Source organism: Actinomycetospora sp. CA-084318 (assembly GCF_050955885.1).
Taxonomy (GTDB): Bacteria; Actinomycetota; Actinomycetes; order Mycobacteriales; family Pseudonocardiaceae; genus Actinomycetospora.
This window is the reverse complement of record NZ_CP192098.1, coordinates 916,119-931,912: the sequence shown is the minus strand read 5'-3', so window position 1 is coordinate 931,912 and position 15,794 is coordinate 916,119. Positions and strand designations below refer to the sequence as shown.

Annotated in this window: 14 protein-coding genes; 4 read left to right on the top strand and 10 right to left on the bottom strand. The window is 75.0% G+C overall.

Annotated features, from left to right (window positions below):
- Positions 1-19 precede the first annotated feature (19 nt).
- Positions 20-1,555: a nitric oxide synthase oxygenase gene (locus ACQPYX_RS04585; protein ID WP_433801737.1), complete on the bottom strand. Its 1,536-nt coding sequence runs from the start codon at positions 1,553-1,555 to the stop codon at positions 20-22.
- Between the two features lie 511 nt (positions 1,556-2,066).
- Here ACQPYX_RS04585 and ACQPYX_RS04580 point away from each other — a divergent pair.
- Positions 2,067-2,723, top strand: coding sequence for a hypothetical protein (locus ACQPYX_RS04580; protein WP_433801736.1), 657 nt, complete (start codon positions 2,067-2,069; stop codon positions 2,721-2,723).
- Between the two features lie 239 nt (positions 2,724-2,962).
- Complete coding sequence (locus ACQPYX_RS04575; protein ID WP_433801735.1) at positions 2,963-4,774, top strand: FAD-binding oxidoreductase; 1,812 nt, start codon at positions 2,963-2,965, stop codon at positions 4,772-4,774.
- Positions 4,775-4,856: 82 nt separating this feature from the next.
- On the opposite strand, the gene ACQPYX_RS04570 is transcribed toward ACQPYX_RS04575, so the two are convergent.
- Both ACQPYX_RS04570 and ACQPYX_RS04565 read right to left on the bottom strand, forming a co-directional pair.
- Positions 4,857-5,381 carry an OsmC family protein gene (locus ACQPYX_RS04570; protein WP_433801734.1) on the bottom strand — a complete coding sequence of 175 codons (525 nt, stop codon included), beginning with the start codon at positions 5,379-5,381 and terminating at the stop codon, positions 4,857-4,859.
- Positions 5,326-6,756 (bottom strand): MFS transporter, encoded by a 1,431-nt coding sequence (locus ACQPYX_RS04565; RefSeq protein WP_433801733.1) that lies wholly within the window; start codon positions 6,754-6,756, stop codon positions 5,326-5,328. Before ACQPYX_RS04565 ends, ACQPYX_RS04570 begins: the two co-directional genes overlap by 56 nt.
- A gap of 49 nt (positions 6,757-6,805) precedes the next feature.
- Here ACQPYX_RS04565 and ACQPYX_RS04560 point away from each other — a divergent pair, with 49 nt between their 5' ends.
- Positions 6,806-7,303 (top strand): winged helix-turn-helix transcriptional regulator, encoded by a 498-nt coding sequence (locus tag ACQPYX_RS04560; protein ID WP_433801732.1) that lies wholly within the window; start codon positions 6,806-6,808, stop codon positions 7,301-7,303.
- A 90-nt stretch (positions 7,304-7,393) separates the two neighbouring features.
- Here ACQPYX_RS04560 and ACQPYX_RS04555 read toward each other — a convergent pair whose 3' ends face one another.
- Positions 7,394-7,867, bottom strand: a complete 474-nt coding sequence (locus tag ACQPYX_RS04555) for a carboxymuconolactone decarboxylase family protein (protein WP_433801731.1) — start codon at positions 7,865-7,867, stop codon at positions 7,394-7,396.
- Between the two features lie 89 nt (positions 7,868-7,956).
- On the opposite strand from ACQPYX_RS04555, the gene ACQPYX_RS04550 reads away from it, so the two are divergent.
- Positions 7,957-8,829: a sigma-70 family RNA polymerase sigma factor gene (locus ACQPYX_RS04550; RefSeq protein WP_433801730.1), complete on the top strand. Its 873-nt coding sequence runs from the start codon at positions 7,957-7,959 to the stop codon at positions 8,827-8,829.
- On the opposite strand, the gene ACQPYX_RS04545 is transcribed toward ACQPYX_RS04550, so the two are convergent.
- The 6 genes from ACQPYX_RS04545 to ACQPYX_RS04520 form a co-directional block, all read right to left on the bottom strand.
- The gene (locus tag ACQPYX_RS04545; protein WP_018332359.1) at positions 8,826-9,503 is read right to left on the bottom strand and encodes a MadR family response regulator transcription factor; all 678 of its coding nucleotides are present in this window, start codon (positions 9,501-9,503) and stop codon (positions 8,826-8,828) included. The genes ACQPYX_RS04550 and ACQPYX_RS04545 overlap by 4 nt on opposite strands.
- On the bottom strand, positions 9,500-10,984 hold the full coding sequence (locus ACQPYX_RS04540; RefSeq protein WP_433801729.1) for a MadS family sensor histidine kinase: 1,485 nt from the start codon (positions 10,982-10,984) through the stop codon (positions 9,500-9,502). The genes ACQPYX_RS04545 and ACQPYX_RS04540 overlap by 4 nt, the downstream gene beginning before the upstream one ends.
- A 6-nt stretch (positions 10,985-10,990) precedes the next feature.
- Complete coding sequence (locus ACQPYX_RS04535) at positions 10,991-12,301, bottom strand: iron-containing alcohol dehydrogenase (RefSeq protein ID WP_433801728.1); 1,311 nt, start codon at positions 12,299-12,301, stop codon at positions 10,991-10,993.
- 114 nt (positions 12,302-12,415) lie between these two features.
- Positions 12,416-13,576 carry an XdhC family protein gene (locus ACQPYX_RS04530; protein WP_433801727.1) on the bottom strand — a complete coding sequence of 387 codons (1,161 nt, stop codon included), beginning with the start codon at positions 13,574-13,576 and terminating at the stop codon, positions 12,416-12,418.
- Positions 13,569-14,789 (bottom strand): vWA domain-containing protein, encoded by a 1,221-nt coding sequence (locus tag ACQPYX_RS04525; RefSeq protein WP_433801726.1) that lies wholly within the window; start codon positions 14,787-14,789, stop codon positions 13,569-13,571. The genes ACQPYX_RS04530 and ACQPYX_RS04525 overlap by 8 nt, the downstream gene beginning before the upstream one ends.
- The gene (locus tag ACQPYX_RS04520; protein WP_433801725.1) at positions 14,786-15,682 is read right to left on the bottom strand and encodes an AAA family ATPase; all 897 of its coding nucleotides are present in this window, start codon (positions 15,680-15,682) and stop codon (positions 14,786-14,788) included. Before ACQPYX_RS04520 ends, ACQPYX_RS04525 begins: the two co-directional genes overlap by 4 nt.
- Positions 15,683-15,794 lie beyond the last annotated feature (112 nt).

Below are 15,794 nucleotides of genomic sequence, written 5' to 3'. Positions count from 1 at the left end.
GTGCTCACCTGAGCGGAGCTCACACCGGGCACCCACCGGCACGCGCTGCCGCCTGCGGGTCCATCCGGAACATCGGTCCCGTGTCGGTCGGCTCGTCGTAGTACCGGTGGAACACAGGGGTGAGGCCGCCGGAGATCGGGGGGACGATCCAGCTCCAGTCCACCGGGCAGGTGCGGCCGGCCTGCTCCTCGCGCTCGAGGTGGCGCAGGAAGCGCTCCGACTCGCCGTGGTGGTCGGCCATCGACACGCCGGCGACGTCGAACGAGTGCTGCACCGCGAGCGTGAGCTCCACCGCCGCCCGGTCCCGCCACATCGTGCGGTCGCTGGAGGTGTCGAGGCCCATCTTCTCGGCGACCTCGCGCAGCATGTCGTAGCGGTCGGCGTCGGAGAGGTTGCGCGCGCCGATCTCCGTCGCCATGTACCAGCCGTTGAACGGCGCGGCGGGGTAGGAGATGCCGCCGATGTCGAGCCGCATGTTGCTGATCACCGGCAGGGCGTGCCAGCGCAGTCCCAGGTCGGCGAACCAGCGGTGGTCGGGATGGTGCAGGTCGACCTCGAGGACCGACTCCGCCGGGATCCCGACGAACTGCGGGCCCTTCTCCGCCCACTCGCCGCCGCCGGACACGACCAGCGGCAGCACGTCGAAGCGGCCCATCGGGGACGGCGGCACCCAGCCGAGCGAGCGGGCGTGGTCGGTGAACCCGACGTGGCGGGGGTCGCCGAGCACCCGGCCGCCGGTGCGGTAGCCGGCGTAGCGGATCAGCTGCTCGTTCCAGATGCGCGGGCCGGGCGCGGTCGGGGTGTCCGGCGCGAAGATCGTGATGGTGGAGCGGATGCGGCCCCGCCGGGTGGCCTCGTCGAGATGGCCGATGCACTCGGCGGCGACCTCGTCCGGCGCGCTCACGTGGCGACGGTCGCGCAGGTGCAGGCTCCGCCAGTAGAGGCGGCCGATGCAGCGCGCGGAGTTCCGCCACGCGACCCGCGCGCCGAAGGTCAGCTCGGCCGTGGTGTGCACGTAGGTGCCGGTGCGGGCGATCTCCTCGCGCACCGCGGCGATCCGCTCCTCGGGCGAGGTCGACGGTGCGGCCCCGCCCTTCACCGTCGTGGCGCCGGGCTCCTCGGCCTCGGCGAAGAACTGCCGGAGGAACTCCTCGGCCTCGGCCGGGTCCACGGCGGACACGGGCGCGGGCCGCTGCCCGGCGGGGGCGCCCCAGGCGGTGGCCGCCGGCGGCGCGGCGGGCGTCGGCCGGGGCCGCGGGCGCGGCCGCTCGGTCCCGACGACGGGTGCGGCCGCCGGGGCCGCGGGCTCCTCCGACGCGGCGACCGGCGCCGGCTCGACCGGCGCGACCGCGGCCGTGGGCGCGGCCACGAGCGGGGCCGTGGCGACCCCGGGGTCACCGGTCCGGGTGGCCGGGGGCCGCGTCGCGCCCGGCGCGACCGCCGTCGTCGCGGCGTCCACCGGGTCGGCCCCGACCGGGGTCCCGGTCGCCGGGGTCGTCGGGCCGGCGTCCGTCGAGGTCTCGACGACGGCCATCGTGGCCATCCCGCGCGCCATGCCACCTCCGTGTGCTCCGAGGTCCTGCGTCCGTCGCCGATGCCTTCAGCGACGTCGTCGACATCTGAGTCGTGCACGTCGTCCTCGACGACGTCCGAGCCGGACCCCCGCGCGCCCAGACACCATCCTCACCGACGCACCCGGGGAGCGGATCTCTCCGTTCGGACTCACGTCAGCCGCGATCCGGGCTCTGACGATCGTCTGTTCGGCGGAGCGACCACTCCGGCAGCGCAGCCGAAACCCGATCGTGACCGGTCACACCGGACCACTGTAGGGGGTCGCCCGATGACCACCCGAGGGCGGGACCAGCTCACCCTGCGTCACTCGTTGGTGCTCTCCGTGTCGGGTCGGGGCGACGGGGAGCCGGTCGCTCTGGCACCCTGACCGGCGACCGGCAGTAGTCGTCGCGAGGACCGAGCGTGACGAGACCGACGGCGGGAGGCCAGGAGTGAGCCGAACCGGACGAGGTCGCGCGCGCGGCGGCGGCCCCGGGGCAGGCGCGCGGGGACGCGTGCGCGCGAGCGATCTGCGCGCCCAGGCCGACGAGATGGCGGCCCTGCTCGAGGAGGCGGCGCCGCGGGCGCGCCGGCAGCGCCGGCGCCGGTCCACCGCCCTGCCGGCCGCCGTCGCCGCCTTCGGGGCGCTCAGCGTCGGCGGTGTGGGGCTCGCGCTCGGACTGACGCCCACCGGCGCGGAGGGCCAGCTGCCCGCCGCCCCGTCCCCGGTCCTGGCCGACCCCGGCACCGAGCTGCCCGTCACGACGACGGCCGGCTCGCCCGAGACCGCCGACCTCGACCCCGCCGTCGCGGGCGCCGACCTGATCCGGCCCGACGAGCGCCGCGAGGTCGGCCCCGCGCGACCGGGATCGTCGTCGGGAACGCCCCGGGCCACCTCGACCACCACCTCGTCGACCACGACGACGACGACGAAGGCGCGCCCGACCCGGAGCAGCACACCGCGGCCGACGAGGCCGCCGCGCCCGACCGTGACGCGGTCGGCGACCCCGCGGTCCACGACGTCGACCCCCACCTCGAGCGCGGCGCCCCGCCGGGTGGCCGAGCGGTCCGAGCTGGCCGCCCCGACGACGACACCGGCTCCGGACGACGCGGCCGACACCTCCGACGCGCCGGACACCACCCGCGAGGACGCGCCGACCTCGGACGAGTGACGATCACGTCACCGGAAGAACGGTCGACCCGCCACGACCAGTGACGACGGGTCGTCCGGGCCCCCACGACGGCGGTGCGTACGTCGCCGTTCACCGGCCGTGGCCGTACGCTGACCGCACCGTGTGCCACCCTGCACGTTCGTGGGCGGACGCGGAGTAGCGTCGCGCCACAGTGCCCACCGCCGGGGTGGCCGGGCGGGGGGCGAGCGAGTCATCGCGAGATGAGGAGTCGACCGGACGTGACCGCAGCGAGGAACAACGGTCCGGACGCGGGCCGTCACGGCCCCGTCGGGCCCGCGGGACCTCCCCGCGAGGGTCGGACGTCCGGGGAGCACCCCGGGAACTGGGGCGCCGCGGCGCTCGACCGGTCCGCCGTCACCGGCCGCAACCCCCTCGGAGCCGGGTCGTTCGACCCCGCGGCGGGCCGCGCTCCGTTCTCGACCGGGGCCTACGACCCCGACGACGCCGTGTTCGACATCGCCGACGACCGGCGCGACGACGGGACGACGATGAGCCACCCCCAGGGTCGCGGGCCCGTGCCCCCGCCTCCGCCCCGCAGCACCTTCCCGCCCGCCTCCCTCCCCTCGGCCCGACCGGAGCCGAGCCCCTGGTCCGGGGGCTACGAGACCGGCGGCTACGAGACCGGCGGGTCCGGTTACGAGCCCGGCGGCTACGAGACCGGTGGGTACGCGACCGGCGGCTACGGCCCCGACTCCTACTCCTCCGGGGGCCACTCGACCGGGTACGCGCCCGGCGGCCCGGAGACCGGGGGCTACGGCGGCTACGGTTCCGACCGCGGCTACGGCTCCGACGGTCTGTCCGGCCGCTACGACGAGCCCCCGCGCACCACCGCGCTCTCCGCCCCGGGCCCGAACCACGCCGTGCCCGAGGGCGTGGGGCTGCCGCAGCCCCGGGAGGCGGCCGCCGCGTCGAACGACGCCGCGGACATGGTGGCGATCATCCGGTCGAGCTTCGAGGCCGTGGCGCCCCGCGCCGACGAGCTGACGCAGCTGTTCTACGGCTGGCTCTTCCGGATCGCGCCGGAGACCCGCGAGCTCTTCCCCGTGACGATGGAGCTGCAGCGCACGCGGTTGCTGCGCGCGCTCATCCACGTCGTGCAGATGGTGGACCGGCCGGACGAGCTGAGCATCTTCCTGCGCCAGCTCGGCCGCGACCACCGCAAGTTCGGCGTCATCGGCGAGCACTACGACCGCGTCGGCGAGGCCCTGCTCGGCGCGCTCGGCGAGATCGCGGGCCCGTTGTGGACCGCCGAGGTCAAGGACGCCTGGGTCGGCGCGTACGGCGTCGTCTCGCAGGCGATGCGCGACGCGGCGGACGCCGAGCGCGGGCCCGCCGTCTGGATGGCCCGGGTGATGGAGCACCGGCGGATCGCGCCCGACCTCGCGATCGTGCGGGTGCAGACCAGCCAGCCGGTGCCCTACCTGGCCGGGCAGTACGTCACGGTCGAGACCCCGCAGCGGCCCCGCATGTGGCGCTCGCTCACGCCGGCGAACGCGCCCGGGCCGGACTGCGTGATGGAGTTCCACGTCCACACCGTGCCGGGTGGCTGGGTGAGCCGGGCGATCGTGTCGCACGCCCGCGTCGGCGACGTGTGGCGGATCGGCCCCCCGATGGGCCAGATGACGCTCGACCCGCGCTCGCGGGCCGACCTGCTCATGGTCGCCGGCGGCACCGGGCTCGCCCCGTGCCGCGCGCTGATCGAGCAGCTCATGCTCGACGGCTCGGACCGCAAGGTCGCGCTGTTCGTCGGCGGCCGCACGTGGAGCTCGCTCTACGACATCGACACGCTGCGGCGTATGGCGCAGGACAACCCGTGGCTGACCGTCGTGCCCGTCGTCGAGGAGGACGGGCGCCGCTACGGCGCGGAGACCGGCACGCTCGGCGAGGTCGTCGCGCGCTACGGCGCGTGGGCCGACCGGCAGGTCGTCGTGGCCGGCTCACCGCCCATGGTCCGCTCCACGGTGTCGGCGATGCTCGACGCCGGCACCCCGTTCATGCAGATCCACTACGACCCGTACCACACGGACTAGGGGTCTCCCGGCACACGAACGAACGGCACTCTCGCGCACATAGACGCTGCGAGAGTGCCGTTCGGTCGTTCTGGGGGTTGGCTCAGGCCTGCGCGGCCTGGCGCTTGTCCAGCGTCAGCGACACCTCGGGCGAGCGCACGAGGGTCTGGTAGACGACGCAGTACCGCTCGGTCAGCTTGTGCAGCGTCGCCAGCGTGTCGTCGTCGGCGTCGGTGTCCAGGTCGAACGAGAGCCGGATGTCCTTGAATCCGACCGGCGCGTCCTTGGCGACGCCGAGCGTGCCGCGGAAGTCGAGGTCGCCCTCGGCGTGGATCGTGCCGCCGCGGACCTCGACGCCCATCGAGGTGGCCACCGCGCGCAGCGTCACCCCGGAGCAGGCGACGAGCGCCTCGAGGAGCATGTCCCCGGAGCAAAGGAGTTCCCCGGTGCCGCCGGTGGCGGGGTGCAGGCCGGCCTCCACCATGGCCTGGGCGGTCTGCACGCGACACGCGATGCCGGAGCCGTCGAGGTCGCCGTCGGCCTTGAGCACGACGACGGCCGACTCCGGATCGTCACGGTACTGCTGCTTGAGAGGGCCCTGGGTCTCGGCGAGCGCTGCCTTGTCCATCCTTCAAGGATGCCTGTTCGGGCCGCCCACCGCGACAGGCGAACACGGCGATCGCCCCGAGCAGCGAGAACACCCCCGCGACCACCACGGCGTCGTCGAACCCGCCGAGCAGGCCCGCGGGGCCGGGGGCGAGCCCGGGGCGGGTGGTGATCACGGCGACGACCGTCGTGCCGATCGCCGAGCCCACGTAGCGCGCCGTGTTGTTCGCGCCGCTGCCCATGGCCGCGCGGCCGGCCGGCACGCTGGCGACGGCCTCCCGTCCGAACGCGGCGTTCAGCACCCCGCTCGCGACACCGGCCACCAACAGCCCCGGGACGAACCGCCAGACCGACGACTCCGGCGTCGCCCCGAGCAGCAGCGCCTGCCCGATCGCGACGACCAGGAGCGCCACCGCCATCTGCAGGCGCCCGCTGACCGAGGCGGGCAGCCGCCGGGCGAGCAGCGACGTGACCACGCTGGTCACCGACCAGGCGAGCAGCACGGCGGCCGCGGCCAGGGCGGAGGCCCGCAGGCCGCGCTCGGCGACGGAGAGCAGCACCGACGTCGTCGCGATGATGCCCATGCCCGTGGCGAGCGCGGCCAGCATCATGGCGAGGAAGCGGGGTGACCGGAACAGCGCCGGCTCGATCATCGGGGCGGCCCGGCGGCGCTCGACCAGCAGCCACGCCACCAGGACCAGCAGGCCGCCGACCACGAGCGCGACGGGAGTGGGCCGGAACGCGCCGGTCCGCGCCTCCACGAGGCCGGTCAGCAGCAGCGCGATGCCGACGGCGAGCAGGGCCACCCCGGGCAGGTCCACCGGCCGGGGGTGCTCCGCCTTCGACTCCTCGACCGCGAGCCGGGCCCACACCGCGAGCCCGACCGCCAGCACCGCCTCGATCCAGTACTCCGCCGTCCAGCCCGCGAGCCGTTCGCTGCCGGTGGCGAGCAGCGGGCCGATCGCGATGCCGCCGCCCAGCGAGGCGCCCCAGATGCCGCTGGCGCGCGGCGCGTCGGGGGTCCCGGCGGGGAAGGCGTGCCCGATCAGGCCGAGGCTGGCCGCGACGAGCGCCGCGGCCCCGATCCCGGCCACGATCCGGCCCGCGACCAGCACCGCGGTGCTCGGCGCGATCGCGCACAGCACCGAGCCGATCGCGAGGACGACCGACCCGAGGACCAGGGCCCGACGTCGCCCCAGGTCGTCGGCGACGGCCCCGGCCGGCAGCAGCGCCACCCCGAGCCCGATGCTCATCGAGCTGAGGATCCACGCCTGGCCCTCGGGGCCCGCGCCGAGCGCGGCGGCCGTGGCGGGCATGGTCGCCAGGGTGGAGGTGAACACGACGAGCGCCAGGAACGTCGCGGCGGAGGCGACGGCCAGCGTGGTTCGGGACCGCACGGTCCGGGACGCTAGCACGGAAGTTCGGTCATTGAACTAGGATCGTGGGGTGCCGCTCGGTCAGGGATATCCCGCGCAGGACTGTGCGATCGCGCGCGCCCTCGAGGTCGTGGGCGACCGCTGGACCCTGCTCGTCCTGCGCGACTGCTTCTTCGGCGTCCACCGTTTCGCCGATCTCGTCGCGCGCCTGGACATCCCCCGGGCCGTGCTGACCGACCGCCTCGCGCGGCTCGTCGAGGCCGGGCTCCTCGTGCCCGACGGCCGGTCCTACCGCGTCACCGAGGCCGCGTGGCCGCTGTGGCCGGCGCTGCGGTCCCTCGCGGCGTTCGGGGAGGCGGCGCAGGCCGAGGCGGGCGGGTCGGTGCGCCGGTTCGCGCACGTCACGTGCGACACCGACACCACCGCCGACGGGCACTGCCCCACCTGCGGCACCGTCCCCCCGCCGTCCGACCTCGTGGTGCGCGCCGTCGGCGGGCCGGGCCGCCGTGACGACCCGGTCAGCGTCGCCCTGCGCTCCCCGCACCGTCTGCTGACGCCGCTGCCGTAGCTCCCACCCCTTCCCTCGTGGCAGCGGAGCGTCGTTGCTGTCATCTGATGACAGCAACGACGCTTCGCTGCCACCGGAGACTGGGCGGGATCACCACCCCGTCCCCGCCACGTGCCGGATCGGCGCGTTGCAGCGGTTGAACAGGTTCACCACGGCGATCCAGAGCAGCAGGGCCGCCCGGGCCGGCTCGTCGAACACGCGGACGACCTCGGCCCACAGCGGGTCCGGCACGGCGTCTCCGACGTCGGCGAGGCGCGTGACGTGCTCGGCGAGCTCGAGGGCCACCCGCTCGGCGTCGCTGAACCACGGCGCCTCGCGCCAGACCCCGACGGTCGCGAGCCGCTCGTCGGTCTCGCCCTTCGCGCGCGCCTCGACGGTGCCCCCGTGCACGCACGAGGCGCAGCCGTTGATCAGGCTGACCCGCAGGTGGACGAGCGCGAGCAGCGGTTCGGGCAGCCCGCCGGCCCGGGTGGCGGCGATCAGCCCGCCGATGGACTCGCCCACGCCGGGCAGCAGCGCGGCGGGGTTCGGCATGCGGGGCTCGAGCGCGATGCTGGTGGTCATGACGACTCCTCGGATCGGACCGCCGGTCACATCCGGTCGCGCCGGGCGGTCATCGGTCTGACACCCACGACCCCGAGGATGTGACAGCCATGAACGTCCCCGACGCCACCGAGCTGGCCGAGCGCTTCGCCGCCCACCGACCGCACCTGCTCGCCGTCGCCGGCCGCCTCGTCGGCCCGGACGCCGCCGAGGACGCCGTGCAGGAGGCGTGGCTGCGCCTGGCGCGCCAGGACGACCCCGACGCGATCGACAACCTCGCCGGCTGGCTCACCACCGTCGTCGCGCGGATCGCGCTCAACCAGCTGCGCGCGCGGCGGCCCACCGAGGACGAGCCGGCGGACCTCCCCGACGACGACGTCGACGCCGAGTCGCTCGCGGTCTCCGCCGACGCCGTCGCTCCGGCCCTGACCCTCGTGCTCGACCGCCTCGGTCCGGCCGAGCGGCTCGCGTTCGTCCTGCACGACGTGTTCGGGCTGCCCTTCGAGGAGATCGCCCCGATCGTCGACCGGTCGGTCGCCGCCACCCGCCAGCTCGCCAGCCGCGGGCGCCGCCGGGTGCGGGGCCTTCCCGACGCCGAGCCCTCCCGGGCCCCGGAGGAGGTGGTGTCGGCCTTCCTGAGCGCCGCGCGCGACGGCGACTTCGGCGCACTGCTCCAGCTGCTCGACCCCGAGGTGGTGCTGCGCGCCGACCCGGTAGCGGTGCGGATGGCGACGATCAACGCCGGCCGCGGCGCTCCGGCGCTCGCCCCCGAGGTGCCCGGCGCCGACGCGGTGGCCCGGGTGTTCGCGGGCCGCGCCCATGCGGCCGTCCCGGTCCTGATCGACGGCGTCCCCGGGCTGGCCTACGCCACGGCGAAGCGCGTGGTGTCGATGTTCCGCTTCACCGTCGTCGACGGCCTGGTCACCGGGGTCGAGGTGGTCGCCGACCAGGAGGTCATCGCGGCGACCGAGGTGGTGTTCTAGATCAGCCCCATCTTCGAGGCGGCGTAGACGGCCTCGGCGCGGCGTGACACGTCGAGCTTGCGCATGAGGTTGCCGACGTGGAACTTCACCGTCGTCTCGGAGATGAAGAGCTCGCGGCCGATCGTGCGGTTGCTCATGCCCCGGGCGAGCAGGCGCAGCACGTCGAGCTCGCGGCCGGTCAGGGTCTCGCCGTGCGGCTGCTGCCCGTTGAGCGAGCGGACGACGGCCGCTGCGGAGCGCGAGTCGAACGCCGACTCGCCGCGGGACACCGCGCGGATCGCCGCGATCAGCTCGGTGGTGTCGACGTCCTTCACCACGTAGCCGCGGGCGCCCGCGTGCACGGCCTCGACGACGAGGCGGTCGTCGAGGAACGTCGTCAGGACCAGCACCCCGACGCCGGGGTGGGCCTGGGTGAGCTGGCGGCACAGCTGCAGGCCCTCGGAGTCGGAGCTGGTGGACAGCTTGAGGTCGAGCAGCACGATGGAGGGCCGCTCGTGGGCGACCACCGCGAGGGCCTCGGCGGCCGAGGACGCCTCGCCGACGATCGCGAGCTGCGGCTCGCGCTCGAGCACCGAGCGCAGGCCCTGCCGGACGATCGCGTGGTCGTCCACCAGCACGATGCGGACCTCGCCCCGGCGGACCGCCGCGCGGGCGGGGATGCGGATGTCGGTCATGTCGTGCTCCCAGCGTCGGTCGGACTGCCACCATCCTCACCCGCGACGGCACCCGCCGTCCCCGTCGTTCCTGACGGTTCTGCGGGCTCCGCCGACTCGGCGGGCTCGCTCGGGCCCGGCCGGGGCTCGATCGGCAGCGGCACGCTCACCTGCACGCGGATCCCGCCCTGGCGGGCGCGCTGCACCTGCAGGAGGCCCCCGAACTCGCGGGCCCGCTCGGCCATGTTCGCGAGCCCGCGGTGCGAGCCGTCGATGTCGTTCGCGGCGGAGACGCGCAGGGAGCGGCGCACGCGCTCGGGGTCGCCGGTCCCGTCGTCGGCCACCGAGAGCACCAGGCGGTCCTTGCGGAACGAGAGCCGGACGACGGCGACGGTGGCCTCGGCGTGGACGGCCGCGTTGAACAGCGCCTCGCCCGCGACGCGGAACAGCGAGCGCTCCGCGGCCGAGGGCAGCGACACCGGCCGTCCCTCGATCCGGACCTCCACCCGCAGGTCGGAGGGCATGTGGACGGTCGAGAGCTCCTCGAGCATGGCCGGGAGGCTGCGGTGCCCGTGCTCGCCGGAGTGGTTGAGCGCGTAGATCGCCGAGCGCAGCTGCTCCACGGCGCGGCGGGTGAGCTGCTTGGCCGTCTCCAGCCGTTCGCGCTGGCCCTCGTCGCGGATCTCCGACCGGACGACCTCGATCTGCATGCCCGCCGAGAGCGCGTACTGGGTCACCGAGTCGTGCAGCTCGCGGGCGATCCGGTGGCGTTCGGAGTCGAGCACCTCGCGCTGGCGGGCGACGGTCAGCGCGTCGCGGGTGCGCTGCAGCTGCTCGTTGCGGGCGGCGAGGTCCTCGGCGTGCCGGCTCGCGTCGTCGTAGAGCCGCAGCGTCCGCTGGTGCAGCGCCGAGTTCTGCAGCGCGGCCGCGGTCTGGCTCGCCAGGACCCGCAGCACCGACGCGTCGGTGGCGTCGATCCGCCGTTCGACGCCGGTCCAGGCGACGATCTCCCCGACGACGGTGCCGTCGAGCAGGACCGGCACGTGGAGGTGGTGCGGGTCGTGCGGGTGCGGGTCGGACGGCGCGCCGTCGCCCGCGCCGACATCGAGGTCGGACTCGTCGTGGTCGCCCCGCCGCACGGCGTGCAGGTGCCGCAGCACGAACGGCGGCAGCTCCCCGTCGCCGTCGACGGGGACCTCCGCGAGGTCGGGCCCGAGCACGAGGTGGCGGGGCGAGGCCTCCGGCAGCGCGCCGTCCGCGAGGGCGAAGACGACCCAGTGGGCGGTCAGGTGCTCCGACGCGGCCTCGGCGACCGAGCGCACGAGGGTGCCCGGCCCCTCGGTGGTGCGCACGAGGGCCCGGCTGATCCGGTCCAGCGCGTGGATGACCCGCCGCAGGCGTTCGGCCGAGGCGAGGTACTCGACGTAGAAGGACGGCTTGCCCGACCGGATGCCGGTGAGCAGGTCCAGGTCCGGCCCCTCGGTGATGCGGTGCTCGCTCACGTGCGTCTACAGGGCCTGCCGGAACAGCGCCTCGATGTCGTCGCGGGTCGCCTCGCGCGGGTTCGTCGACAGGCAGGCGTCGGCCATCGTCATCGTGGCGAGCTTCTCGACGTCGGCCTCGGTCACCCCGATCTCGGAGAGGCCGCGGGGTACGCCGAGCTCGTCGGCGAGGCGGCGCACCTCGACGGCGGCCCACTCCGAGGCGTCCTCGGCCAGCGCCTGCGACCAGCGGCCGTCGGTGACGCCGCGGAACCCGAGGGCCTGCGCGATCGGCACGAACCGCGCCGGGTCGGGCTCGGCGTTGAACCGCACCACGTGCGGCAGCAGGATCCCGTTGATCACGCCGTGCGGGAGGTCGAGCAGGCCGCCGACCTGGTGGCTCATCGCGTGCGCGGCGCCCAGGATCGCGTTGGTGAACGCGAGGCCCGCCTCGAGCGCGGCCTGGGCCATGAAGACCCGGGACTCCTGCTCGAGCGGGTGGTCCATGGTGCGCTCGAGGTGCCCGCCGACCAGCGAGATCGCCTGCAGCGCGTGGTGGTCGGTCAGCGGGTTGTGCGCCCGCGAGACGTAGGCCTCGATGCCGTGGGTGAGCGCGTCCAGCCCGGTCGCGGCATTCAGCCAGTCCGGCATCGTCGTGAGGAGCTGCGGGTCGACCACCGAGACGTCGGGCACCAGGGCCCGGCCGAGGATCGTGATCTTCGTGTTCCGCACGGTGTCGGTGACGATGCAGAACTGGCTCACGTCGGCGCCCGTGCCCGAGGTCGCGGGCACCATGACCATCGGCGGGATGGGGTTGACCATCCGGTCGACGCCCTCGAAGTCGGTGATCAGTCCGCCGTTGCCGGCGAGCAGCGCGATGCCCTTGGCCGCGTCGATCACCGACCCGCCGCCCACCGCGACCAGCACGTCGCAGCGCTCGGCGCGGTAGTACTCGTGGCCGGCCGCGATCTCGTGGTCCTTGGGGTTCGGGGTGACCCCGCTCCACACGGCGGCGCGCATCCCGGCCTCGTGCAGGTGCCGGCAGAGCTGCTGCGGCCACCCCGCCGCGAGGAGTCCGTCGTCGGTGACGAGCAGCGGGCGACGGGCGCCCAGGCGGGCGGCCGCGTGCGCCGCCTCGGACAGGGACCCGGCCCCGAACACGATCTCGGGGACGTGGAACTTGGCGAGCCGCGGCGTCTCGGGCCCGGACTGCAGGTGCCCCGTGCCGGCCGCCGTGCGCGGGGCGGGCGTGGCCTCCTCCGGGGACTCCGCCCGGGCCGGCCGTCGGCTGACCACCAGGGACTGACCCGCGCGGGTCACGGAGTCGACGAGGACCACGCTGCCCCCTCCCCACCGTCGGTTCGGCTGCTCGGTGTAGCCCACGTTACAGACGGACGACGGCCTTGGGCAGCCTCGGACCGGATCATCGTGGTTACCGTGCGGTAGCCCCGATCAGGCCTGACCCGTCGCCAGCTCCGCCGCCTGGATGCCCGGTTCGACGTTCGAGTCGCCGTGGATCGGGCCCTGCCGGTCGGAGAGCGGGGTGCCGTCGCCGCCCCACTGGTGCGCGATCATCTCCGCCGCGATCGACACCGCGGTCTCCTCCGGGGTGCGGGCGCCCAGGTCGAGGCCGATCGGGCTGGACATGCGGCCCAGCTCCTCGTCGGTCACGCCGGCCTCGCGCAGGCGCTCCAGCCGGTCGTGGTGGGTGCGCCGCGAACCCATGGCCCCGATGTAGCCGATCTCGGGCAGCCGCAGGGCCACCTCGAGCAGCGGCACGTCGAACTTCGGGTCGTGGGTGAGCACGGCGAGCGCCGTGCGGGAGTCGATCCGGCGCGCCTCGGCCTCGGCGGCGAGGTAGCGGTGCGGCCACTCGACGACGACCTCGTGGGCCTCGGGGAAGCGGCTGGAGGTGGCGAACACCGGGCGGGCGTCGCACACCGTCACGCGCATTCCCAGGAAGGTGCCCATGCGTGCGACCGCGGCCGCGAAGTCGATGGCGCCGAACACGATGAGGCGGGGCGGGGGCGCGAAGGACTCGACGAACACGCCCAGGCCCTCGCCGCGGCGCTCCCCGTCGGTGCCGTAGGTGACGAGCGTGGTGCGCCCGGCGGCGAGCAACCCGCGGGTGTCGTCGCGGACGGCGTCGTCGAGCCGGGCGCTGCCGAGCGAGCCCTCGACCTTGTCGGGCCACACCACGAGGCGACGCCCCACGCCGGGCCCGGACACGATCGTCGCGGTGGCCACCGGGCGGTGCTCGCGGACCGCGGCAGCGATCTCGCCGAGCTGCGGGTAGGTCTCGCGGTCGACCTGCTCGACGAACACGTCGAGGATGCCCCCGCAGGTCAGCCCGACCGCGAAGGCGTCGTCGTCGGAGACCCCGTAGCGCTGCAGCGTGGGGTCCTCGCCGCGCAGCACGTCCGAGCCGAGCTCGTAGACCGCGCCCTCCACGCAGCCGCCGGACACACTCCCGACGGCCTCGCCGGCCGGGCCGACCAGCATCGAGGCACCGGGCTGGCGGGGGGCGGACCGGAAGGTCCCGACCACGGTCGCAAGCGCCGCCGACCGGCCCTCGGACCACCAGCCCTCGAGGGTTCCCAGCACGTCACGCATCCGCGAGCACCTCCGTGAGCTCCTGCAGCGTGGCGAGCGAGTGGCCCGCCAGTAGTCGGTCAACGTGCGGGAGGGCCGCGGCGATTCCCCCCTGCACCGGCTCGTAGCCGCGCTTGCCGGCGTGCGGGTTCACCCACACGACACGATGGGCGAGGCGGCGCAGTCTCTGCATCTGCTCGCCGAGCAGCTCGGTGCCGCCCCGCTCCCAGCCGTCGGAGAAGATCACGACGACGGCGCGCCGGGCCACGCCGCGCTGCCCCCAGCGGTCGAGGAACGCGGCGAGCACCTCGCCGAGCCGGGTGCCACCGGACCAGTCGGGGATGGTGTTGCCCGCGTCGCGCAGCGCCCGCTCGGGGTCGCGCTGGCGCAGCTCCCGGGTCACCCGGGTCAGCCGGGTGCCGAGGGTGAAGGTCTCGACGGCCTGCGGGGTGCGCCGGGTGAGCACGTGCGCGAACCGCAGCAGGGCGTCCGCGTACGGGGCCATCGATCCCGAGACGTCGAGCAGGATGACCACCCGACGAGGCCGCTCCCGACGGTTCTTGTACGACAGGCCCGGGATCTCCCCGGCGTGGCGCAGGGTCGCGCGCAGCGTGCGCCGGGGGTCGGGCTCGCCGCGGCGGTGCGGGCGGCGGCGACGGGCGCGGCGGCGCGGCGGGTTCGGCGTCAGCAGGGCGAGCATCCGGCGCAGGTGCTCGCGCTCGCCGATCGTCAGCTCCGCGATGTCCCGGTCGCGCAGCACCTCCTCCCCGGACGCCGCGACCTTGAGTTGCGGGGTCTCCTCGTCGTCGTCGCCCTGCCCGGTGCCCTGCGGCGGGGTGAGCGCCGCGATGGTCGCGGTGCGCGGCTTCGGCGGGGCCGGCCGCCCCATCCGCTGCTCGCGCGGGTCGGAGGAGAACCAGGCGAAGAAGGCGTGGTCGTAGCGCGCGACGTCGTCGGGGTCGCCGCACAGCGTGACCCGCCCCGCCCAGTAGGTCTGGACCTCGCTGGCCAGGTCGATCTCGCCGAGCGCCCGGAGATAGGTGGCGGTGCGGTCGGGGGTGACGGGCACGCCCGCGTTGCGCAGCAGCGTGGTGAAGGCGACGAAGTCGCGCAGGACGGCGTCCTCGTCGGGCTCGGCGCTCAACCCCTCGACGATCCCGGAGGCCAGCACCGCGCCCGCGTGCGGGCGCGGAGCCGGCGTGTCGCTGCTCCCGCCCCGGTCCGCGGTCGTCATGAGGCGAGCAGGGCGTCCAGCGCGTCGCGGGCGCGGTCGGCGTCCTCCCGGTACTTCAGCACCGCGCCGAGCGTCGCGGTCGCCGACTCCAGGTCGAGGTGCCGGGCCCCGATGAGCTCGAGGGCGGCCGCCCAGTCCAGCGTCTCGGCGACCCCGGGCGGCTTGAGCAGGTCCAGCCCGCGCAGCCGGTGCACGGCCTGCGCGACCTGCTGCGCCAGCTCGTCGGACAGGTGCGGCATCCGCGCCTTGAGGATCGCGACCTCGCGCCCCAGGTCGGGGTGCTCGAGCCAGAGGTACAGACAGCGGCGCTTGAGGGCGTCGTGCACCTCGCGCGTGCGGTTGGAGGTCAGGACCACCAGCGGCGGCTGCTCGGCGCGCACCACACCGATCTCGGGGATCGTCACCGAGTTCTCGGCCAGCACCTCGAGCAGGAAGGCCTCGAACTCGTCGTCGGCGCGGTCGACCTCGTCGACGAGCAGCACGCTCGGCGTGGTCTGGAGCGCCTCGAGCACGGGGCGGGCGAGCAGGAAGCGGCGGTCGTAGAGGGAGGCCTCGACGGCGTCGGCGTCCAGCGCGTCCCCGGAGGCCGAGGCGGCGGCCTCCATGGTGCGCAGGTGCAGCAGCTGGCGCGGGAAGTCCCAGTCGTAGAGGGCCTGCGCGGCGTCGATGCCCTCGTGGCACTGCAGGCGCACGAGCGGCGCGCCGAGCACCTCGGCCAGCGCCTGCGCGAGCGCCGTCTTGCCGGTCCCCGGCTCACCCTCGCAGAACAGCGGCCGTCCCATGCGCATCGCGAGGAACGCCGCGGACGCGAGGCCCGGGTCGGCGAGATATCCGGTGCGTTCGAGGGCGGCGGCGACGGCGTCGGGCCGGTCGAACTCGGTGGCGGCGGTCACCGGACCATCGTCCCCTACCTGGGGCGATGGTGCTCAGGTTGCTGTGGCACACGCCGCACAACACCTCTCGGAGGCCGTGACGACCGTGACATCTTTCCTGTAAGTCACAGAC